The organism is Nitrosopumilus sp. (assembly GCF_025699255.1).
GTDB lineage: Archaea > Thermoproteota > Nitrososphaeria > Nitrososphaerales > Nitrosopumilaceae > Nitrosopumilus.
Genome location: NZ_JAILWA010000001.1, coordinates 119719 through 139082, shown reverse-complemented (window position 1 = coordinate 139082; position 19364 = coordinate 119719). Strand labels below are relative to the sequence as shown.

Here is a 19364-nt window from a genome sequence, read left to right as displayed (position 1 = left end):
CTAAATCTCTCTAGTGGGATGGAAAGTTTTAGGTAATCCTAGTTCTTTCTTTATTTGTTGAAAGCAGTTTATGTAATAATTGCACTAGTTCTATTTGTTGGCTATGTCTGGTATGCTGATTTATTGCCCTTTTCACCTAACTCTTCATCTGTAGGACTATCTCCTTCAGTTGAAAAGATTCAACAAATTTCTAATGCAATTACTGATGATCATCAGATTATCTATTACTCGTTTGAAAATGTACCTGATGTTCCAGATAAACAGATTCCAATTAATGCCTTAATGAAAGCAATAGATAACTGGGAAAATACAAATCCTAATTTAGAATTTATTCAATCTGAAAAATCTAATATTGAAATTAAATGGCAAAAATATGCTCCATTAACGCATACTGGACTTGCAACATGTAATTCCGTTTTATTTGGAATTTTAAGTCATTGTGTTTTAGATATTTCAATTGGAGCAGAAGATTGTAATTCTAATTTTGTACAGAATGACGAAAATATGGTTGTGAATATTTTAATGCATGAAATAGGCCATGCGTTGGGATTGGGTCATACAAGTGAAAAAAATCATCTAATGTATTCTACTCAATCACCTGAAATTGATTTTAATTCTCAAGGCTATAATGTACCAGAAAGATTAGATGAACTTTATGTGGGGCAAAAATTATTATTAATTCAAGAACAAGAACTCCAATCCCAAATTGAATCTCTAAACAGAAAAATAAATTTAGAGCAATCCCAATATGATGAATATCTTAAGCAATACGAATTCTATGAAGGAAAGATGCTTTCTCAATCAGATTACAAAAAAGCTCAAAGAGCGTTAGATACTCTTAATATTCAAATAGAAAAAGTTAATGCCTTAATTGATCAGCAAAATGATTTAATCATACAAATTAATGACATCATAAATCAATTGGGATGTGATCCTAATTTTGAAGTTAAATCCCAACTAACTAAATAATAAAATCAATCCTACAACTAATGCTGCAACTGAAATCCCCATTGTTATATAAAATCTCGTCATCATAAAATATTGAATTTAATCTCTGAAATTAATAGTTTAGAATTGTGAAAGCAAGCAAATTTGGCTCTTTCATCATCGGCCCTTTGGGGGTTACAGTAGATGCCAAATCCGCAATCACCTTGCTTCCAATATTTGTAATGATTGATATTTTCAAAAATTGATAAAATAAAACATGTCTTGAATATTGATCAAAAAGGGTTGAAAAAACGATCCATTTTGAATTTGATCCTATATGTACATGAATTTTCAAAACATATTGTTTTGTTCATTTTGTACACACGTTTTCTTTTAGTCTCATATGTTATAGTAAAATTGAGTCATCTGTTTGACGACCTCATACATTTGTCTTAGTCGACCATGCCTTAGAATTCATTTGCCGTCAAACACTCTTTTTCTAAAAATAATTTTATTGCCATCTTGTTATTCCCCAATATGGGGGAAAATACCACTATTTCATGGGAACCTGGTATTTCTCTAAAATGGAATGATTTTCAGGCCGAATCAAACCCTGCAGTCTTTGAAGATTCTCACAGTGTAATCAAATATCGATTCACATGGATAGTGAATTCTGATAAAATAGATGGTAAAGTTGTTTTTTTAATTGAAAATATACAACTTTTTGCTGAATTTCATCCTTTGTTGTCTTGGGTGAGATTATCGGAATCTACAGATACATTATTGAATCACGAACAAGGAAAATTTGACCTTGCTGAATTGATTAAATGTGAAAATATTTTTAAAATTCATGAAAAATTCTATGACCAGTATTTTCCTACTAGGGGGCAAAATGAAGAGCAACGAAAACAATTTGCAAAAGAAGATTCTGGAAAAATGATTAATGAAGAAGTAGAAAAATTACAAAAATTATTTGATGATAAATGTCTAAAATATCATGCAGATACAAATTTTGGTCAAAATCCTGACGAACAATCAAAATATGACAGGCTCTACAAACAAATTAAATGAAATTTGCCTGCACTGCATACTGCTTTTTTAATAACTATTTGTTATATTTTGCTTTATGGAAACTGCAAAACTACCAAAATTCAATTGGGGTGAATTGTCTGACCAAAATTCTGGACACACCCAAAATGAATGGGGTACGAAAAAGAAACAATCTGCTCCCAAATCTTTTGTATCCTATACTGTTTCTTGGGATGTTTAGGAGTTGTTTTCTATAATTTTATTTTCTGGAACTGAGTTAATGTAATTTACCAAGCTGCGATAGTATTTTAAATGAAAATCTAAATCTCTTATTTCCGTTTGTTTTAGTTCTTCTAATTCTGGACCAAAATCTAAATTGCTAGCCTGTATGTGGTTTAGAGTATTTTCATTTACTTCTATCATGTGAAATAAACTGTGTAATACTTCACTTTTTGTTAATGTTCTCTCACATGATTTTTGTAACAAATTTTCAACCCAATCCATGTTGATTATGATTAGAATTCTTATATCCGTTCCAGAATTTGAAAAATTCTGACCTTAGCTCTATTTTTTTTAGTCTAGGCATAAATAATTATTTTTTCTCTGCTTGTTTCTTCCTTTCCATGATTTCTTTATTTCGCTCAATATCTGAATGAACTTCTACATGTTCATACAGCTGTTCTTTGGAATCAAATATTTGTTCACAATAATAGCATTGATGCATTGTTAAATTACGCCTTTCTTAGATAAATTACTTTACCTGAAATTCATTGATTTTTCTTAAATTTGTTTAATATTGAAAAATTTTTAAAATAAAATGAATGATAATCTAATTTAGATTATCCTCCATTCTTCTCTCTAACTTTTTGAGCTAATTCGCCAAAAGGATCCTCATGCCATTGTTCTTTGTTTAAATCTGCTCCAAAAGTTCCTGTTTTAGGAAGTAATCCCTCTTCAGCTGCCGGAGCTAAAACTGCATCTTCTGGCAAGTAGTTCTTTTGGTTTTCTGTACCATAAGCGATTGCTGCTGCCATAGCTGCAACGCCAACGGCAATTCCAATGTAAATCAATGCGTTTGACATGATATGTTTTGATAATTTTTCTATTAATCAAGTAAGACTACATTGCAATGCAGTGAAACTATCTAATGAGTTTCTATTTTAATTTTAGAATTACATACAGGCACATTACCTGTTTCATTTTTAAAATCATCAATTAATTGTAATTGCATCTCTTTGGGATTATCCGAAAAAATTCTCTGATATGATGAAGTTTTTTGCTTGCATTCATCCCCTTCAAATTCTGTGTCTACATATATCGAAAACGTTTCTTCTAAATTATTGGTTTCTCCTATGTAAATTGGATCTTTGTTTCTATTATACAATACAAATACTCCTGAATTTGGTTTTACAAATTTTGCACTATCTGTCCATACTCTCATTTTGTCATCTAATAATTGCATGATATTGGATGGTTTTACTAGATATTAAACTAGTTTACAAAAATTTTGATATTCCAATAACCCTTATCCTTTTAATATTGAATAAAAAAAGATGTAATCCTGTCATTATTACAAAAATTCCCTGAAAATTTTATACCTAGAGAAATACAAAAAGACATTCTTTCCCAAATTGAAGAGAAATTAAATTCTGGGTTTAAAAAAATTATTTTATGTGCACCTACGGGTGTGGGAAAATCTCTTGTTGGAGCAACAGTATCAAATTATTTTGATAGCTCATTTACTGTTACTGCCTCAAAACATCTACAGGATCAATATATCAAAGATATTCCGTTTTTAAAACCTGTAAAAGGTAAGCAAAATTTCCCTTGTCTTAAACTGATGTCCTCAGAAAAAGTGGATAATGAAAGAAGAGCCATGAGGTGGGGTCTGACTTGTGACAAAGGAGAATGTCAAGAAAGAGTTTCTAAAAACGGTAAAGAAGTTTTTGAAATTTGTAAATTCAAGCCTACCATAAACCAAGTTGAAGACAACTCATATGATTCTGAATCCTGTCATTATTACTTACAAAAATATGATGCTCTAGTCTCAAAACATTCTCTTTGGAATTACCATGCCTTTTTCACAATAATGAAATTTAACCGAAAACTCTTTGAGGATTATTTGGATAGAAAAATAACTATTTTTGATGAGGCTCATAAAATTGAAGACCAAATAATTCAGTTTGTCGGGTTTGATATTTTTAGTGGTCAGGTAGATGAATGTAATCTTAATTCTGAAAAATATGATTTTACTGATTTAGATTCCATGATAAAATTAACTGACGATATGGCATATGCATATGCAAAAAAAATTAAAGATATCAAAGAAAGTCCCGCATTTCAAAATAACCCTGATTATGAATTAATCACAGGTTTAGAACGCCGTCATGATAGGTCGGCACAAGCTAAAATTGACATAATGTCTAATAAGGAAAACTTTGTTGTAAATGATCCTGTAAAGGATCTTAATGGTAATTTTAGAACTATCTCTGTAAAACCCATTGACGTTTCAAAATTTGCAAATTCTTTTTTTGAAACTGAATATCAAATTTTTATGTCTGCCACAATTGACAAGTCAAGCTTTTGTGAAAATATGGGTTTGGAACAAGACGATGTGGCTTTTGTTGACACTCCAAAATCTCCTTTCCCTCTTGAACATAGAACTATAGATCTTCTTAACATAAGACGACTAAGCTATGGTTCTACCGATGAGGATGAACTTGAAGTTATTAAAGCAATTGACAGAATAATGGATGAGCATTCTCAAGAACGAGGATTGATTTTAACTTCTTCTATTCCTAGATGTCAAAAAATAATTAGATATCTTTCTCCAAAAAATACTAAGAGAATTAGACTTTGTCATAGTAAAAACAAAGATGATAAAACCCAAGATGAAGTGATTTCTGAACATGCTGCTGATCCTACTGGGGTCTTGCTTTCTTCTTCTCTTTGGGAAGGAGTTAATTTGAAAGATGATTTGTCTAGATTTCAAATTATTGCAAAAGTTCCATATCCAAACTATACTGAAAAACGTACTAGGGCCAAAATGAATAAATTTCCTTTGTGGTATACGTCTCAAACTCTTACTAAGATTTTACAAGGTTTTGGACGCTCGATTCGAAGTAATGATGATTGGGCTAAAACATATGTTCTTGATACTGCAGTAAACAATGTATTTTTCAAGGGTCAACAAATGATTCCAAAAGCTTACTATGACGTATTGGGAATGAATTGATTTTGGTTTTCTTTATTTTCTATCTGCACAGGCACATTTGACATAGACTACCTTGAATTTGCCATCTGTTTTGACATTGTGAGACATTGGTTTTCTGCATTGCTGGCATTCACTGAATCCAAAATATTCGTCTACTTTTACGATTTTATAATCCCAAGATTTTGTCTGTTCATTCCAAAACACTGAGTTGATTTCTGATGGTGTGTCCATAATATTTTTAGTAGATATTTCTCATGGGTTTAAATTTTTAAAATCTAGACATTTTGAATCAAATTCTCCATGGTATTGCCTTGCATTAATTTGTGAATCAATAACGTATAGTTCACATGTTTCTGGATCAATTAGTTGAACTGAATTTGTATTATTTGTCATTATTTGAAGTGCCAGTATGGTAACAAGTACTATGATTATGATGATTGCAAATTTACTTGAATAAATATCCATTAATTTCTTTTGAATTGTTTTTACTGTTTAATTCTTTTTAATTTTATATTGTGATCTATTCATTTTTTTAAAATAATTTTAAAAAATAAAAAAGAGTTAGATCACTTTGAATAGTGACATCATTCCTGCAGAGATATGATCATTTACATGACAATGAAACATCCAAGTTCCTATGTTGTCTGGAACAAAATCAACTGTCTTTAGACTGGCTGGCATTAATTCCATTACATCTACCCTCATACCATTCCACAAGACTGTATTTCCATGCCAATGTGGCGTGTGTAAATCTACCTCAGTTCCCATGCCAATCAGATACCAACGTACATGTTCCCCTTTTTGAAGTGTTTGTCCAGGTAAATTCCCATAGACATATCCGTTAATACCGTGCATGAGATTGCTTTCAGCAAAATCGTCATCTTCTACTAATTCTTCATTCTTGCAAGTTTCATCTGTGAATGTTTCTAGATTCTTACATAGATAATGGCTAGAGTTTTCATCAGATACTGTAAACAAACTTACCATTTCTCTATCTACATCAATTGGTCTGCCACTTGAATCTGCCATGCCTTTGGCTGTTACAACCATTGGGCCCACTAATCCTGAATTGGTATCCATTGGAGAATTCACATGTGAGTGATACATCCAAATTATTGAACTTGGATCATTTGGTCCAGGACCTGCCCGTTCTGGAACTGCCCATGTGTAAGTATGTGTTTGCCCTGGAGATACAATTCCATCTGATTTGTTACTTGTAGCGGTCCCATCATTATATTCAGAACCTTCTGAATTTTTATCATAGAATACTCCATGTGGATGCATGGAATAATCTAATTTATCCGAATTGTTTTTGAATATCACTTTGATTGTATCGCATACTTCTGCATGAATTATTGGCCCTAACGTTCCAAGATGCTTCCATTCAGATGTTCGTGGTTTAAGTTTTGAGAATGTACTATCAGTATACTCTTGGTATAATGCCTGATGTATTTACTTCCAATTCTATCTGATGTATTTTCTACAAATATTTTTTCATCTTCATTAAATTCATGTGCTTTTATCTGGTTTAATCCTGATGGTGCATAATCCCATTCTATTTCGTCTGCTGCAATGTAATATGTGCGTATTTTACCTTCATTACTTTTACATTCACTAGTTTGCGATGAAGTTTGAATATGCATTTTTTTATCTGGAGAACTAACAATTGATTCTGAACACAATCTATCTCCACAAACTTTTTTAGATCCTGTTTCTGTTAGCGATACTCCTTGGCCTTTGGTACCTTCACTTTCTTGAAACAATCCTACAGACAAAGATGCAACAAGTATTACAGATAGTGCAATTAGCATAAGAGAAACTCTTGATTTAGTCATTGTATCAACAAAAGAAAAATTTCATTTAAATCATGAGTACATTCCTTGATGATATTCTAATCTTTGAGATTATCGATTTAGATTCATTTTTCTAATCTTTTTAATGATTCATTTGAATTGATTCTAAAATGATAATTTGTTCTAAATTAAAATAATCTGTAGTAGACAACAGTAGTCTGATAAGCATAATTTGATATTATTTCCTGTTATCTCTGATTTATGATTTAGATCGCGATCTATAAAGCTTGTGAATAAGTTGTTCTTTCTATGGATGTGCAGTAGTTATTGCTCCTTGAGCAGCTGAACCTACAAGTGTTGCATATTTTGCAAGAGCTCCTGAAGTATAGTTTGGTTCAGGTTTTTTCCATTCCTGTTTTCTTTTTGCTAATTCTTCTTCTGACACATGAAGATCAATAATGGTGGTTTCTGTATCAATAGTAATCTCATCTCCGTTTCGTACTAATGCAATAGGCCCTCCTACATATGCTTCAGGTGCAACATGTCCTACCATGAATCCTCTGGTGCCTCCTGAGAATCTTCCATCTGTTACCATTGCCACTTTTTTCCCTAGACCTTGACCAACAAGAGCTGCAGTTGTTGCTAGCATTTCTCTCATACCTGGGCCTCCTTTTGGTCCTTCATATCTAATTACTACCACGTCTCCTTCGTCTACTTCCCCTTTGGATACTGCATCAAATGCATACTCTTCTCTATCGAAGACTTTTGCTTTTCCAGTAAATTTTGTCATCTCAACTCCTGCGGTTTTAATCACTGCTCCTTCTGGTGCAAGAGTTCCTTTGAGTACTACTGCAGTGCCTACTGAATGTAATGGATTTTCAATTGGTCTGATGATTGATTGTTCTGGTTCCGGAATTGTAATTGCATCAAGATTCTCTTTGATTGTTTTTCCTGTAACTGTGATACAATCTCCGTTTAACAGTCCTTTACTTAATAATTTTTTTAGAACAAATGGAATACCTCCAATTTTATCAAGACTATTCATGACATAATTTCCTCCAGGTTTCATATCTGCAATATGGGGGGTCTTTTTTCTAATTCTTTCAAAATCATCATAAGTTAATTTGATTCTGGCTTCATTTGCCATTGATAACAAATGTAAAATTCCATTTGTTGAACCACCCACTGCATTTAACATTACAATTGAATTTTCAAATGCTTCAAAAGTCATTATGTCACGTGGCTTGATGTTTAATTCTAATAATTTTGCACATGCAGCTCCTGTGTCATAAACCATTTTGTTTCTACGTTCATCTTCTGCAGGAGGACTTGCACTCCCTGGCAATGCTAATCCGATAGCTTCTGAAATTGATGCCATTGTGTTTGCGGTAAACATTCCTCCACATGAACCAGAATTTGGACACGCTGTATTTTCAATATTTTTCAACATTTCCAGAGAAATTTGCCCTGCATCATACGCTCCTACTGCTTCATAAACATCCACAACCGTGAGTTCCTTTCCATCTAAAATTCCTGGCATAATAGTCCCACCATATACAAAAACCGATGGCAAGTTGAGTCTGGCCATTGCCATCATGGTGCCTGGCAAACTCTTATCGCATCCTGCAATTCCTACAATGCCATCATATTGATGAGCTCTAACCATTAATTCAATAGAATCTGCAATTACTTCTCGTGAAATCAATGATGATTTCATTCCTTCATGTCCCATGGCAATTCCGTCACTTACTGCTATGGTTGAAAATATTCTTGGAGTTGCTCCATTTTCTGCAACTCCTCTTTTTGCCTCTTCGGCTAGTGTGGGCAATAAAATGTTACAAGGAGTTGCTTCATTACCTGTATGACAAACTCCGATGAATGGTTTACTAAGATCGTTATCGTCTAAACCCATAGCTTTGTACATTGCTCGATGTGGAGAACGAGCAGTTCCACCAACTACGTTTTGACTTGATATTTCCATAATATGTAAAATCTGTGTTGGTATAATTTAGACTTTGTTGAAATTTTCTTATGGGAAACTTTCATTAGTTTAAATTGTAAATATTTTGAATCATTTTATGGAACAAAAAGCCCTCGAATGTCCAATCTGTAAGAGCAACAAAGCTGAGATTGCTGGAGATCATGTAAAACTTAGTGGTCGTTTTGAAGATAAAGAATTTCTTACTACTGAATTAACTGTACTACGATGTTCCATGTGTGGATTTTATATGATGTTTGACAAAAATGCATCATCTTTTACCACTAAAGACAAATCTTGATTTTTCTATTTGATTAATTCTTGATTGTCTAGTTGTAACAAATACGCTTCAACTTCTTCGGGTGTTTCAGCACCATACAAAATTAGTATCCTGTCATCTTCTTGAATTTCATAGCTTCTAATGTCTGATACTTCTTCTCTATTGATGAAGAATCTTAATTTGTAATCTTCATTTGAACAGAATTGTTTTCCATCTGGGAAAATGTAACATTGATCATCAAGACCAATTCCTAATGTTTCAAAGAGATATCCTAAATCTACTCCTGTTGCATGTTTATGAATTGTAGTTCCATCTCTTCCTTCAAAATGAATCCAACTTGATTTGATTTGAAATGCTGGACTAGAAAATTCAAATGTATCTCCGAAAATCTTCACTAAAAGTGCTGCATGTGAGTGTTCACTGCCTAAAGCCCCTGCATTTTCTGGACCTCCTGGAGCAGTCTCTGTCATATTCATAAACATAAAACCTGCATATCCTACAATTAAGGCAATTCCTGCTAATACACCTACTGCAATTAGAGTTTGTTTTCTTTTTTCAGCAGAATGCTTTGTAGCATAATTTTCACGTTTTACTTCACGTTCTCGTCTCTCTTTTCGGCCCATTAGATATTTCAACTCTAAAATTTGCCCTAATTAACCATTCGTCACTATCTTTCTAGAATGGCATAGACTTCTTTTGTTTGTTTCAAATTCTAAAAAGAGTTTATCCTGATCGATACTGTTTTTGACCATCCTCTTTGTAATGTTACTTTCTTAATCTTTTTTGTGAATTGCAAAGAGGGGTTTATACATGATTTTGTGTGGTTTGAGATTTTATCTGCAAAAAGATGTATGCATTGTGGAGAAGAAGAAAAGTAAAACTTTGGGTTTTATATTTTATAGATAACCTCCAGCCTGATAAAATTTAATTTTTTATCAAATCAAAACAATAAATAAAATTGAAAAATCTTATTTTCTATGGATTGTATCTTTTGTGATATTTTAAACGGTAAAAGAGATGGTCATTTTCTCTATGAGGATGAATCCCATGTTGCATTTTTAGATAAATATCCTATTGATGTTGGGCATAGTTTGGTAATTCCTAGAAAACATCATGAAAAAATAACTGATATGAATTCTGAAGATGTAGGAAATGTGTTTTCAGTAGTGCCAAAAATAGCAAAAGCTATTTTGGAAGCTACAGGTGCTGATGCCTTTAGTCTTGGTCAGAATAATGGCAGGGCTGCCAAACAAATCATCCCTCATGTACATATTCACATTATTCCAAGATACAACAGTAAAGGAACAGTGTGGACAAAACGCCAAATTTCAAGTGACGACGAATTGTTAGAATTGGCTAAAAAAATTCGTAGTTTTATTTAGCATGACCTGGATTATATCTCAAAATTGCTCCTATTTTTCCTAGACTTGCAAGCATATTTCCATGCTCTGCACTCCCTGAAATTACTTCCAACTGAGAGCCTGTTTTAGATGCTAGAATTTGTAAATAGTCTACAATATCTTGTTCATTAACTTCTACTTCCATCGCATTACATCCTGGACATGGCTTTGAAGAAAACTCTGTTTTCTTTGGAATTACCAAAGGCCTCTCTACAATTTCCTCCTGCATGTGTTGGCATCGTCTGCATTTCCCTTCTACTCTGTGTAGATTTGTATTATCTGTAATTAACAAAGTTTGAACTACATTGTTTTTCAGAAATTCAATTACTTCCTGTAATCCATAAGATCCTTTCCCTGTATTGGTGTTGATTTCTCTAAAAAGATCTTCCACTAGTTTTTTTTCTTCTACTAATCTAAAATTTCCTAAAATATCTGCTGATTTTGCAAATGCTTCTCTTATTCCTTCGGCTCCTGAGTATGATGAATCAATTGTACTGATAATGTTATTTTGTAATCGGTATTCTAGATAATTCCCATTGATGAAATCTTCTTTTGTAGGTCCTGGCCCTGAAATGATTAATCCTTTTACTGGGTAAATGTCGATAAAATACTCTCTGGTGGTTTGGGCTACTCTGTTGTAAAAATAACTTAATTCCATTTCTCTTAGTTTTTGGAATCTTTTTGCAGATTGTCCTCCTTGTCTATGTTTTCCTGCTACTCCTGAACCTGTTTGTGATAACACTTCAATTTTATCTCCATGCAACAATCCCCAACCAGCATCTTTTGCATCAATTGCCAAAAAACCAATCAGATTGTCGTCTTTTAACATATCTTTTAGAATATCTACATGAAAATGATCATCACATCTGTACAAATACTGATTCAAATCTTTTGGCGGTTCAATTTCCCAAACTTTTACTACTTCACTTCCTAGTGGTCCTCCTTCGTCTGGAGGCAACGCGCCACAAAACATTACCAGTCCTTTATCGGGGGTTTTTTTGTATAGCTTTAATCTTTGAACAACTTTGCCAAGAGAATCAACTACATGAGATCTTGTCAAATCTGATTTTATGTTGTCTGCAGTTCCTTGTTCTTGTTGAAGTGAATTGATGATTTCGTGAAGTTGCTTTCCTTTTGGAATGTAAACTGTGATCAATTCTGTCCCTCTTCCTGATTTTTTGGATAATTCTTCAAGTGTTTTTCTGATTTTGTATATTTTGACTGAATCTTGTTTTTCAATATCGATCTTTGGCATTATGTTACATCCTAAATTTGCGAATATATCTTTTTGATTAATTGATTTTTAAATTATAATTCATCAAATGTTTTGAGAAATACTTCTAGAGGTTGGTTTCCTCTGATTTTGATAATTTTTTCATCATTAAATACTAAAAATGATGGTGTTGCATCAATATTGATTTCTTTTCCAAATTCATATAATGATAAAACTTTGTTTTGATATTTCTCTGAATCAAGACATTTGTTAAATTTCTCTAAATCTAATTCAACAGTGTTTGCAAATTTACTTAATGACTCTCTAGTAACCCATCCTGTTCTTTCTCCCTTCCAATTTTTGTAAATCTCATTATGATACTCCCAGTATTTTTTTTGATCATGAGCACAATATGATGCCTCTGCAGCAAGAATTGAATCAGGACCATTTAATGTAAAATCTTTGAAAACTAGTTTAACTTTGCCTGTTTTAATAAAATTGTCCTCAATTGATTCTAAAGTATTTTGATGAAATTTGTAACAATATGTACATTGGTAATCTCCCCATTCTAATATTGTAATTGACGCATCTGGATTTCCAAGAATTGGAGAACCTCCGTCAATTAGATTTTTGCTTGTAAGTATGTTTGACTCGGATTCTGAATTAAAATTAAATGTCAAAAATATTCCTGTTGAAATTCCTATGATTATTGGAATTGCCAACAGATAGTAATTTGTCATATGTGGACAACTTTTTTTTCAAGTAAATACCTTGTGGATTAAATCTGATTTTCTAATATTGTTATTACTTCTGATACTTTTTTACTAATGTCTTTTTCTTCTTGATTGATGTTTATTTTATTTATTTTTTCAAAAACTTCGGTATTGTTTATCATATGATCTAATGCTTCTAATGAAAATGGTTTCTCTATTACTGCTATGGCCCTGTTTAATTTTGTTAAAAGTTCTAATAATGTTTTTTCAAGATAACCTGACGCAAAAATAATTTTTTGTTGTGGATTGATGTTTAGAATTTCAACTGCAGCTTGGAACCCTGTCATTATGGGCATTTTTTGATCAAGAATTACTACGTCAAAAAAAGATTCATTGTTGTTTTCTTCAAATTTTTTCTTAAATGTATCCACACATTTTCTTCCATCTGTTCTAACTGTAATTTCTTTACCTTTAGCTTCCAAATATGTCTTATACAGGGATAATATCTCAATTTCATCATCTGCAATTAAAATTCTTAAAGATTCTCTTTTGGTGATTTTCTCTTGTTTGATATTTTCTTCACCAATTTTATCAACTTTTAATTTGATTGGGCCTAGGATCTTTGATTCTGCTAATCTTCCAAAAACATCTTCAGATAACTCTTTGAACAATTCATAATTTGTAATAATTTCATATTCTTTTTTTCCAGATATTCCGACCATTGTTTGTATAATTGATTTGTATCCTGCACCGCCATACAGTTCAATTAATTCACCTTGTATGATCTCCGATAGTTGTTTTTCATATTTTTTGTCTTTTGATTCTGAATTTGACGCACTCATTTTCTTATTTTATCTTGGCAAAATCTATCAAAAGCAACAGTATGTTAGATCTTATACAAACAGTTTTCGTAAAGAAAATATGATTTCTTTATAAATGAAATAGATATCCAAGAGCTTAAATATATTCATAGAATGATGATTTTCATGTCTGAATCAAGACAAATCACTGTCTCAAAAACAGGAGTGTCAAAACTTGCAATTCTTGCATTGGCAGTTGTATTTGCTGCTGGATTATTTGTTGTTGGATTTGATAATGGTCATATTGTAAATTTGGTATTTGGCGAAATAGGTTCTGCCGATGGTATTGACCCTTTAGTAATACATGAATTTACTCATGATATGAGACACGCTGCAGGGTTTCCTTGTCATTAGGAAATAATCCCTCTTGAAAACATCTGTTTTTATAATTATTGTATTGCTTTCTGGAGCATTTGCAGGATTGATTCATGGAACTGTAAATTTTGCTATGGTGGAACCCTATCTTGATCAAGCAATTGGAATTGAAAATCAAAATCTTTTTGCAACTGGTGAAGAAGAAGACACTTTGGAATTTTGGGTAGAGTATGAAGGGTATAGAGTTTGGCAAAAAAGTGGTCAAATTGTGTCAGGTGTCATCTTGGGCACATCAATAGGTGCTCTTTTTGGAATTGTGTTTGCATTATCGAAAAATTCTTTGCCTGGGAATAATCCTCTGAAAAAATCTCTTGTGTTGGCAGGAATTATGTGGATTACATTATACTTGATTCCGTTTATCAAATACCCTGCAAATCCTCCTACTGTAGGTGATTCTGAAACTATTGTTCTAAGAGCAGTATTGTACTTGTCATTTATTGCAATTTCTGGAATTGGAGCATTATCATTTTACAAATTATCTAAGAAAATACAACATAGAAACAAACTTGTGTCATTGATTGGATATGGAATATTCATTTCTGTGGTATTTTTTATAATGCCTGAAAATCCCGATGACGTATCTGCTCCAATGAGTTTTGTCAATGAATTTAGGCTGATGTCTGTTCTAGGCGTTTCTTCATTTTGGTTGTCAGTTGGCATAATGCTGGGAATTTTTTGGAACAAAATAGAATCACAGGAAAAAACAAAACAATATTCATGATGGTTCTGAATCCATAGAATGAGAATCATTCCCTCTCGTTTAAATAGATGTAGAATATTTTTGATATTTGCATGTCTAGAAAATTAACTCTCCCACAATTAAAAAAATATGATATTACTCAAAAAGTTATTGAGGCTTTGGCAGATTCTGAATCTAGGGCTATTCTCTTTTCTATAATAAAAAAAGGCAACACTGCTGCTGAATTATCTGACAAACTCAAAATACCTCTTAGTTCTGTATACAAAAAATTGGCAGATCTTGAAGAATTAACTCTGATAGAAGTTGAAAAATGGATGCTTTCTGACAAAGGCAGAAAATACAAAGTGTATCGAAGTAGAATTAGTAAAGCAGATATTTCAATAAGAAAACCAGAACCTAGTTTAACACTAATTCCAAATTAAGTGATATTATGCAAAAACCCACAATAATCCAATTATCTGAGTTTGACATCACCCAGAGAATAATTGAATCTCTGAGCAACGTTTGTACTAGATCAGTATTATTCTCTGTAAAAAATGAATCAAAAGATGCCACTCAAATTGCAGATGAATTAAAAATTTCATTATCTACTGTTTACAAAACATTGTCTACTTTAGAAGATCTTGCTCTTGCTGAAGTAGATAAATATGTAATTTCATCTGAAGGAAAAAAAATCAAATTGTATAGAAGCAGAATTGGAAAAGTTGAGATCACTTTAGATGATCTAGAACCGAGCCTTAATCTTTATTCAAACACAGTAAATCCGAAATCATCTGCATGATTTTTTTGTATTAAAATAGAATTACAATTTTTAGAACATCTCTATTTTGGAATATTTGTCATTGATTAATATAGAATTTTTCTATCTTGTTAAATTGTCTTATGAATATTTGCAGTGAAGTACATACTCCTAATTACAAAATAATCTACAAATCTGTAAAAGGTAGTGATTATCAACCTGAATGGTTGGTTTGTGAGAATTGTCATGAAAAAAGATATTTTGGCAACCTTGAAGATATCGTATCTATTGAGCCTATAGAGTAGTTTATTCTCATTCTATAGACTTAGAATGATGATTTAGAATGAAAACCTGATTTAAATAATTTAGCTTATCCTAATTTTTTATAAATCATGAAACGACAAATTACGTTTGCATTAATTGCTGTATTTGCAGCAATTGGTGTTATGTCTGTGCCATTATCGCAAACCGCCCAGGCTGAAAGTTTAGTCCCTGATTGGATTAAAACAAATGCTGGATGGTGGGCTGATGGTGCATTAGATGATGAAACTTTTCTAAATGGGATTACATTCCTTCTAGAAAATGACATCATTGAGGTTTCATCTGAATCTGACATTGTAGATGTTGATACACTTACCATTGGATTTATTCCAGTTGAAAAAGCTGATGAATTAACTCCAAAAGCTCAAGCTTTGGAAACATTCCTAGAATCTGAACTTGGTATAGATGTAGAAATCGTTGTCCCAACAAACTATGAGACTATAATCGAAGGAATGAGATTTGGTCACATTGATGCTGCCTTTATGGATACTGGTCCTGCATGGATTACCCACCAACGAACTGGTGCAGAAGCTGTAATGGCAGAAGTTGTCCAAGGTAAGGTAAACTATCAAGCAACTGTTTGGACATTGGCTTCAAATGATTCAATTCATTCATTAGAAGACACAGTTGGGAAAAAAGTAGCATTTACTAGCATTACAGGTTCTTCTGGGTTTGTGAGGCCTATGGGAACCTTGGTTACTGAGGGATATGTAACCATAGAAGGTGATGATATTGTTGCATTGGAATCAGCATTGGCAAATAACTTTGAAAGTTATACTTTTGCAGGAGGTTACAAAGCCGCATTACAATTACTCCTTAATGGAAATGTAGATGTTGCATTTGGTTCAGATATTGCTCCTCAAAAATATCTTGAATTAGAAGATCAAACAAAATTACGTCCAGTTGCTACAATTGGACCAGTTCCATCACATGTGTTTATGGTAAATTCTGATATGTCAGAATCTACCAAAGATGCACTAGTTGATGCGCTAACAGAACTCAATTATGATGACAATAATCATATTTTGACTGATTTGTATGGTGCAGAAGCATTACTTCCAACAACCACTAGTATGCATATTGGTGAATTTGGTGATTTTATCGATGCTTTAACTGGACTTGATCAATTAATTCTTGACTCCTACAACAAGAGCAAATAAAACCCGGGATTCTGAAAATGAAACAAATTCAGATGACCCAAAACCCTTCTTTTTCATTAATTTCAACAAATAAAATCATTCAAATGAATGATGTCTGGACCTCATATGATTCCAAAAATTTTGCTTTGGAAGGAATCCATCTCTCTATTGATAGAGGCACAAATTATGCAATTGTAGGACAATCAGGTTCAGGAAAATCTACTTTATTGAAACTGATGAACGGTATGATGATTCCCAGCAAGGGTACTATCAAAATTGATTATGTAACACCCAATATGAATAATAAAAAATTCAAAAAAATGATGCATGGTATTGGATACATTCCCCAAAGTTTGGGATTGGTAAAAAATAGTACTGTTCTTGAAAATATTTTGATTGGAGCATTACCTCGATTAAACACTATGCAATCTTTACTAAAAAAATTCCCTGATCATGAAATTGAAGAGGCAAAAAGAATATTGTCTCTTGTTGGATTATCTGGGAAAGAAGAAAGAAAGGCCTACATGTTAAGTGGTGGTGAGAAACGTAGAGTTGCAATTGCTAGAGCTTTAATGCAAAAACCCACTATCTTATTGGCAGATGAAATTGTTTCTGAATTAGATCATGTTACTGCCAGAGAAATTATGAATTTGATTGCTGATGCTCAAAAGAGAATGAATCTCACTGCAATCATGGTTCATCATGATATGCAACTGGCATTAGAATATGCAAATCGTGTAGCAGTTATCAAAGAAGGTCACAAAATTTTAGAAATTGGTGTTGAAGGTGACACTATTGTTGATTTTCAAACAGGCGATTTGAATACTGAAGAAATAATGGAGATGTACTCAGATGACTCCTAAAAATAATATTGTAATTGGAATTATTGTAGCACTTGTTGTAGTTGCATCATACAATGTCGATGCTAATCCTATTGAATTTGTAGAAGGATTGCCAAATATTGCAATTGTAGTTGAAGAGATGCTATTAGTAGAACCAAAGTATGTTCCTACTGCACTTTGGGCGATGTTTGAAACTATTCAAATGGCATTTATTGGAACTGTAGTTGGTACTGCCCTTGCTTTGCCTCTTAGTATGTTTGCAGCAAGAAATTTGAATAGCAAGTATGTTTATGCACCAATCCGTGCGTTGCTTGCAGCCATCAGAACATTCCCTTCTATTTTATGGGCAATTTTGTTTGTAATTATGGTTGGTTTAGGTACTTTTGCAGGCATCTTGGCAATTGTAATGTATACCGTTGGGTTTATTGCGAAACTTCAATACGAAGCAATAGAAACAATTGATTCTGATCCTATGGATGCTGTAAGTTCCATCGGTGTCTCAAAATGGCAACTAATTCGCTATGTGGTAATTCCTGAATCTGCATCACATTTACTAAGTCAAATTCTCTACATGTTTGACTATAACGTACGTCAAACCAGTATTCTTGGATTAGTGGGTGCAGGGGGAATTGGATTCTATATCATAAACTACATCAAATTCTTTGAGTATGGAAAAGCTGCTGTATTCATGCTAGTTGTATTGGTAACTGTGTTGTTTATTGACTGGGCCAGTGTTAAAATTCGAGATAAATACATCATAAAATCTCAACACGGTATGGAAGTTACTGCAAAATAAAACAGATTATTTTTATGTCGTAATTTTGTCTAATTGATTTGAATTGGTAGCCGTTTTTACTTCTCGAGCAATTCGTTTTCCCATACTCATAGTCTCGTTGAACAATAATGAGTAATATGGAGAACCGTCCATGTATATGTTTGATCCTGCTACAATCCTTGCTGAAAATTCAAAGGATGTAAATTTTGCATTTTCGTCATATACTCCTTCTATACAAAATGGCCCATTCATTCCAGGGGATACGACTCTTTTAGCTGCCTCTACAAAATTTTCTCCCATTGTATAAACTTCATCTAATAATGATTCTCGTAAAACAAGTGGACTGTTTCCAATGACGTTAAAAGATGGTACTTTGTTTGATTTTAATTGTTGCTCAGCAGGAATTCTTCCTAACCCTTCGATGTCTGATTCATGTCTCTGATCAACTCCAAAAAATTCTAACTCTTCTTTTAGTGGTGAATAAAAAAATGTCAAGTAAGCTAAAACTCCTGCAGCATATTCTTGAATGTATAGTGTTTCATCATCTGAAATTATTCCTTCTGAAATCAATTGGTTTCTTTTTGTATTGTAATCTTGTTCATTTGCTGCCATAAAGTAGCCTTTGCCTCCTGCAGCTCCTTGTCTTTTTACAATTACTAATTTTTCAATTTCTTTAGGATCTGTGACTGGTTTTGGCATTGGTAGTTTTGCCTCTCTCATCAGTTTTTCTTTCATTTCTCTATCTGATTCCCATCTAAGAATCCATTTGTTGCCAAATACTGGTGTTTTAATTGATTCAATTTCTTTAGAATTCATCTGTGCAATTAGTGTACCATGAGGAATTAAGACTGCATTATTTTCTTCAAGAATTGATTGGCATTTTTGATCAAGAACTTCTTTAAAAGAATCTACGATGATAAGTTCATCAATAAATGGAAACCTTTTGTATAGTTTTTCTCGTTTTTTTTCACATACTAAGATTGTTTTGAGACCTTCGTCTTTTGCTCCTTTAAGTACTTGTAAAGAACAGTGTGAGCCTAAGGTTGCAATCGAGGTCATTATAATT

29 protein-coding genes are annotated in these 19364 nt (G+C 32.7%); 14 read left to right on the top strand and 15 right to left on the bottom strand.

Features of this window, described 5'->3' with window-relative positions; genetic code table 11:
• Positions 1-57 precede the first annotated feature (57 nt).
• Positions 58-969, top strand: coding sequence for a matrixin family metalloprotease (locus K5781_RS00975; protein WP_297439792.1), 912 nt, complete (start codon positions 58-60; stop codon positions 967-969).
• Between the two features lie 91 nt (positions 970-1060).
• On the opposite strand, the gene K5781_RS00970 is transcribed toward K5781_RS00975, so the two are convergent.
• Positions 1061-1186: a hypothetical protein gene (locus K5781_RS00970; protein ID WP_297439791.1), complete on the bottom strand. Its 126-nt coding sequence runs from the start codon at positions 1184-1186 to the stop codon at positions 1061-1063.
• Positions 1187-1464: 278 nt separating this feature from the next.
• On the opposite strand from K5781_RS00970, the gene K5781_RS00965 reads away from it, so the two are divergent.
• Both K5781_RS00965 and K5781_RS00960 read left to right on the top strand, forming a co-directional pair.
• Positions 1465-1998: a hypothetical protein gene (locus K5781_RS00965; protein ID WP_297439789.1), complete on the top strand. Its 534-nt coding sequence runs from the start codon at positions 1465-1467 to the stop codon at positions 1996-1998.
• 55 nt (positions 1999-2053) lie between these two features.
• Positions 2054-2197 (top strand): hypothetical protein, encoded by a 144-nt coding sequence (locus K5781_RS00960; RefSeq protein WP_297439788.1) that lies wholly within the window; start codon positions 2054-2056, stop codon positions 2195-2197.
• On the opposite strand, the gene K5781_RS00955 is transcribed toward K5781_RS00960, so the two are convergent.
• From K5781_RS00955 to K5781_RS00940, 4 genes are all read right to left on the bottom strand, one after another.
• Positions 2194-2460 (bottom strand): hypothetical protein, encoded by a 267-nt coding sequence (locus K5781_RS00955; protein ID WP_297439787.1) that lies wholly within the window; start codon positions 2458-2460, stop codon positions 2194-2196. The genes K5781_RS00960 and K5781_RS00955 overlap by 4 nt on opposite strands.
• Positions 2461-2548: 88 nt before the next feature.
• Entirely contained in the window at positions 2549-2680 is a 132-nt protein-coding gene (locus tag K5781_RS00950; protein WP_297439786.1) for a hypothetical protein, read from the bottom strand.
• 115 nt (positions 2681-2795) lie between these two features.
• Complete coding sequence (locus K5781_RS00945; protein ID WP_297439785.1) at positions 2796-3038, bottom strand: hypothetical protein; 243 nt, start codon at positions 3036-3038, stop codon at positions 2796-2798.
• A 62-nt stretch (positions 3039-3100) separates the two neighbouring features.
• Positions 3101-3418: a hypothetical protein gene (locus tag K5781_RS00940; protein WP_297439783.1), complete on the bottom strand. Its 318-nt coding sequence runs from the start codon at positions 3416-3418 to the stop codon at positions 3101-3103.
• A gap of 81 nt (positions 3419-3499) precedes the next feature.
• Between K5781_RS00940 and K5781_RS00935 the strand changes: the two genes are divergently transcribed.
• Positions 3500-5191, top strand: a complete 1692-nt coding sequence (locus tag K5781_RS00935; RefSeq protein ID WP_297440192.1) for a helicase C-terminal domain-containing protein — start codon at positions 3500-3502, stop codon at positions 5189-5191.
• A gap of 12 nt (positions 5192-5203) precedes the next feature.
• Here the strand turns inward: K5781_RS00935 and K5781_RS00930 are convergent, their stop codons facing one another.
• From K5781_RS00930 to ilvD, 5 genes are all read right to left on the bottom strand, one after another.
• The gene (locus K5781_RS00930) at positions 5204-5401 is read right to left on the bottom strand and encodes a hypothetical protein (RefSeq protein WP_297439782.1); all 198 of its coding nucleotides are present in this window, start codon (positions 5399-5401) and stop codon (positions 5204-5206) included.
• 21 nt (positions 5402-5422) lie between these two features.
• Positions 5423-5635, bottom strand: coding sequence for a hypothetical protein (locus K5781_RS00925; RefSeq protein WP_297439781.1), 213 nt, complete (start codon positions 5633-5635; stop codon positions 5423-5425).
• A 96-nt stretch (positions 5636-5731) separates the two neighbouring features.
• Complete coding sequence (locus tag K5781_RS00920; protein ID WP_297439780.1) at positions 5732-6493, bottom strand: multicopper oxidase domain-containing protein; 762 nt, start codon at positions 6491-6493, stop codon at positions 5732-5734.
• A gap of 38 nt (positions 6494-6531) precedes the next feature.
• A complete protein-coding gene (locus K5781_RS00915) occupies positions 6532-7005 on the bottom strand; it encodes a hypothetical protein (protein WP_297439779.1) in 474 nt (157 codons plus the stop codon).
• A 265-nt stretch (positions 7006-7270) separates the two neighbouring features.
• Positions 7271-8944 (bottom strand): dihydroxy-acid dehydratase, encoded by a 1674-nt coding sequence (ilvD, locus tag K5781_RS00910; RefSeq protein WP_297439778.1) that lies wholly within the window; start codon positions 8942-8944, stop codon positions 7271-7273.
• 97 nt (positions 8945-9041) lie between these two features.
• On the opposite strand from ilvD, the gene K5781_RS00905 reads away from it, so the two are divergent.
• Positions 9042-9242 (top strand): hypothetical protein, encoded by a 201-nt coding sequence (locus tag K5781_RS00905; protein WP_297439777.1) that lies wholly within the window; start codon positions 9042-9044, stop codon positions 9240-9242.
• Between the two features lie 5 nt (positions 9243-9247).
• Here K5781_RS00905 and K5781_RS00900 read toward each other — a convergent pair whose 3' ends face one another.
• Complete coding sequence (locus K5781_RS00900) at positions 9248-9844, bottom strand: protein-disulfide isomerase (RefSeq protein WP_297439776.1); 597 nt, start codon at positions 9842-9844, stop codon at positions 9248-9250.
• Between the two features lie 354 nt (positions 9845-10198).
• Between K5781_RS00900 and K5781_RS00895 the strand changes: the two genes are divergently transcribed.
• Positions 10199-10603, top strand: coding sequence for an HIT domain-containing protein (locus tag K5781_RS00895; RefSeq protein WP_297439775.1), 405 nt, complete (start codon positions 10199-10201; stop codon positions 10601-10603).
• Here K5781_RS00895 and prf1 read toward each other — a convergent pair.
• The 3 genes from prf1 to K5781_RS00880 are packed head-to-tail and all read right to left on the bottom strand — an operon-like array spanning position 10596 to position 13389.
• Positions 10596-11876: a peptide chain release factor aRF-1 gene (gene prf1, locus K5781_RS00890; RefSeq protein ID WP_297439774.1), complete on the bottom strand. Its 1281-nt coding sequence runs from the start codon at positions 11874-11876 to the stop codon at positions 10596-10598. The genes K5781_RS00895 and prf1 overlap by 8 nt on opposite strands.
• 53 nt (positions 11877-11929) lie before the next feature.
• Positions 11930-12574 carry a thioredoxin domain-containing protein gene (locus K5781_RS00885; protein WP_297439773.1) on the bottom strand — a complete coding sequence of 215 codons (645 nt, stop codon included), beginning with the start codon at positions 12572-12574 and terminating at the stop codon, positions 11930-11932.
• A 38-nt stretch (positions 12575-12612) separates the two neighbouring features.
• A complete protein-coding gene (locus K5781_RS00880) occupies positions 12613-13389 on the bottom strand; it encodes a response regulator (RefSeq protein WP_297439772.1) in 777 nt (258 codons plus the stop codon).
• 144 nt (positions 13390-13533) lie between these two features.
• On the opposite strand from K5781_RS00880, the gene K5781_RS00875 reads away from it, so the two are divergent.
• The 8 genes from K5781_RS00875 to phnE all read left to right on the top strand — a co-directional run bounded on the left by K5781_RS00875 (position 13534) and on the right by phnE (position 18319).
• The gene (locus tag K5781_RS00875; RefSeq protein WP_297439771.1) at positions 13534-13761 is read left to right on the top strand and encodes a CbtB-domain containing protein; all 228 of its coding nucleotides are present in this window, start codon (positions 13534-13536) and stop codon (positions 13759-13761) included.
• Positions 13762-13774: 13 nt separating this feature from the next.
• Positions 13775-14503, top strand: coding sequence for a CbtA family protein (locus tag K5781_RS00870; RefSeq protein WP_297439770.1), 729 nt, complete (start codon positions 13775-13777; stop codon positions 14501-14503).
• Between the two features lie 71 nt (positions 14504-14574).
• On the top strand, positions 14575-14904 hold the full coding sequence (locus tag K5781_RS00865) for a helix-turn-helix domain-containing protein (protein WP_297439769.1): 330 nt from the start codon (positions 14575-14577) through the stop codon (positions 14902-14904).
• A gap of 8 nt (positions 14905-14912) precedes the next feature.
• Positions 14913-15263, top strand: a complete 351-nt coding sequence (locus K5781_RS00860) for an HTH domain-containing protein (RefSeq protein ID WP_297439767.1) — start codon at positions 14913-14915, stop codon at positions 15261-15263.
• 101 nt (positions 15264-15364) lie between these two features.
• A complete protein-coding gene (locus K5781_RS00855; protein ID WP_297439766.1) occupies positions 15365-15526 on the top strand; it encodes a hypothetical protein in 162 nt (53 codons plus the stop codon).
• 87 nt (positions 15527-15613) lie between these two features.
• On the top strand, positions 15614-16702 hold the full coding sequence (locus K5781_RS00850) for a phosphate/phosphite/phosphonate ABC transporter substrate-binding protein (protein ID WP_297439765.1): 1089 nt from the start codon (positions 15614-15616) through the stop codon (positions 16700-16702).
• A gap of 83 nt (positions 16703-16785) precedes the next feature.
• Positions 16786-17544, top strand: a complete 759-nt coding sequence (locus tag K5781_RS00845) for an ATP-binding cassette domain-containing protein (protein WP_297439763.1) — start codon at positions 16786-16788, stop codon at positions 17542-17544.
• Positions 17534-18319, top strand: coding sequence for a phosphonate ABC transporter, permease protein PhnE (phnE, locus tag K5781_RS00840; RefSeq protein ID WP_297439762.1), 786 nt, complete (start codon positions 17534-17536; stop codon positions 18317-18319). The genes K5781_RS00845 and phnE overlap by 11 nt, the downstream gene beginning before the upstream one ends.
• 12 nt (positions 18320-18331) lie before the next feature.
• On the opposite strand, the gene K5781_RS00835 is transcribed toward phnE, so the two are convergent.
• Positions 18332-19357 carry a formate--phosphoribosylaminoimidazolecarboxamide ligase gene (locus K5781_RS00835; RefSeq protein ID WP_297439761.1) on the bottom strand — a complete coding sequence of 342 codons (1026 nt, stop codon included), beginning with the start codon at positions 19355-19357 and terminating at the stop codon, positions 18332-18334.
• Positions 19358-19364 lie beyond the last annotated feature (7 nt).

What these genes read in the sequence shown, in the direction of transcription:
- K5781_RS00965 (WP_297439789.1), top strand. Translation starts at nt 1,465, where the DNA reads ATGGGGGAAAATACCACTATTTCATGGGAACCTGGTATTTCTCTAAAA.
- K5781_RS00960 (WP_297439788.1), top strand. Translation starts at nt 2,054, where the DNA reads ATGGAAACTGCAAAACTACCAAAATTCAATTGGGGTGAATTGTCTGAC.
- K5781_RS00955 (WP_297439787.1), bottom strand. Translation starts at nt 2,460, where the DNA reads ATGGATTGGGTTGAAAATTTGTTACAAAAATCATGTGAGAGAACATTA.
- K5781_RS00950 (WP_297439786.1), bottom strand. Translation starts at nt 2,680, where the DNA reads ATGCATCAATGCTATTATTGTGAACAAATATTTGATTCCAAAGAACAG.
- K5781_RS00945 (WP_297439785.1), bottom strand. Translation starts at nt 3,038, where the DNA reads ATGTCAAACGCATTGATTTACATTGGAATTGCCGTTGGCGTTGCAGCT.
- K5781_RS00940 (WP_297439783.1), bottom strand. Translation starts at nt 3,418, where the DNA reads ATGCAATTATTAGATGACAAAATGAGAGTATGGACAGATAGTGCAAAA.
- K5781_RS00930 (WP_297439782.1), bottom strand. Translation starts at nt 5,401, where the DNA reads ATGGACACACCATCAGAAATCAACTCAGTGTTTTGGAATGAACAGACA.
- K5781_RS00925 (WP_297439781.1), bottom strand. Translation starts at nt 5,635, where the DNA reads ATGGATATTTATTCAAGTAAATTTGCAATCATCATAATCATAGTACTT.
- K5781_RS00915 (WP_297439779.1), bottom strand. Translation starts at nt 7,005, where the DNA reads ATGACTAAATCAAGAGTTTCTCTTATGCTAATTGCACTATCTGTAATA.
- ilvD (WP_297439778.1), bottom strand. Translation starts at nt 8,944, where the DNA reads ATGGAAATATCAAGTCAAAACGTAGTTGGTGGAACTGCTCGTTCTCCA.
- K5781_RS00905 (WP_297439777.1), top strand. Translation starts at nt 9,042, where the DNA reads ATGGAACAAAAAGCCCTCGAATGTCCAATCTGTAAGAGCAACAAAGCT.
- K5781_RS00900 (WP_297439776.1), bottom strand. Translation starts at nt 9,844, where the DNA reads ATGGGCCGAAAAGAGAGACGAGAACGTGAAGTAAAACGTGAAAATTAT.
- K5781_RS00895 (WP_297439775.1), top strand. Translation starts at nt 10,199, where the DNA reads ATGGATTGTATCTTTTGTGATATTTTAAACGGTAAAAGAGATGGTCAT.
- prf1 (WP_297439774.1), bottom strand. Translation starts at nt 11,876, where the DNA reads ATGCCAAAGATCGATATTGAAAAACAAGATTCAGTCAAAATATACAAA.
- K5781_RS00885 (WP_297439773.1), bottom strand. Translation starts at nt 12,574, where the DNA reads ATGACAAATTACTATCTGTTGGCAATTCCAATAATCATAGGAATTTCA.
- K5781_RS00880 (WP_297439772.1), bottom strand. Translation starts at nt 13,389, where the DNA reads ATGAGTGCGTCAAATTCAGAATCAAAAGACAAAAAATATGAAAAACAA.
- K5781_RS00875 (WP_297439771.1), top strand. Translation starts at nt 13,534, where the DNA reads ATGTCTGAATCAAGACAAATCACTGTCTCAAAAACAGGAGTGTCAAAA.
- K5781_RS00865 (WP_297439769.1), top strand. Translation starts at nt 14,575, where the DNA reads ATGTCTAGAAAATTAACTCTCCCACAATTAAAAAAATATGATATTACT.
- K5781_RS00860 (WP_297439767.1), top strand. Translation starts at nt 14,913, where the DNA reads ATGCAAAAACCCACAATAATCCAATTATCTGAGTTTGACATCACCCAG.
- K5781_RS00855 (WP_297439766.1), top strand. Translation starts at nt 15,365, where the DNA reads ATGAATATTTGCAGTGAAGTACATACTCCTAATTACAAAATAATCTAC.
- K5781_RS00850 (WP_297439765.1), top strand. Translation starts at nt 15,614, where the DNA reads ATGAAACGACAAATTACGTTTGCATTAATTGCTGTATTTGCAGCAATT.
- K5781_RS00845 (WP_297439763.1), top strand. Translation starts at nt 16,786, where the DNA reads ATGAATGATGTCTGGACCTCATATGATTCCAAAAATTTTGCTTTGGAA.
- phnE (WP_297439762.1), top strand. Translation starts at nt 17,534, where the DNA reads ATGACTCCTAAAAATAATATTGTAATTGGAATTATTGTAGCACTTGTT.
- K5781_RS00835 (WP_297439761.1), bottom strand. Translation starts at nt 19,357, where the DNA reads ATGACCTCGATTGCAACCTTAGGCTCACACTGTTCTTTACAAGTACTT.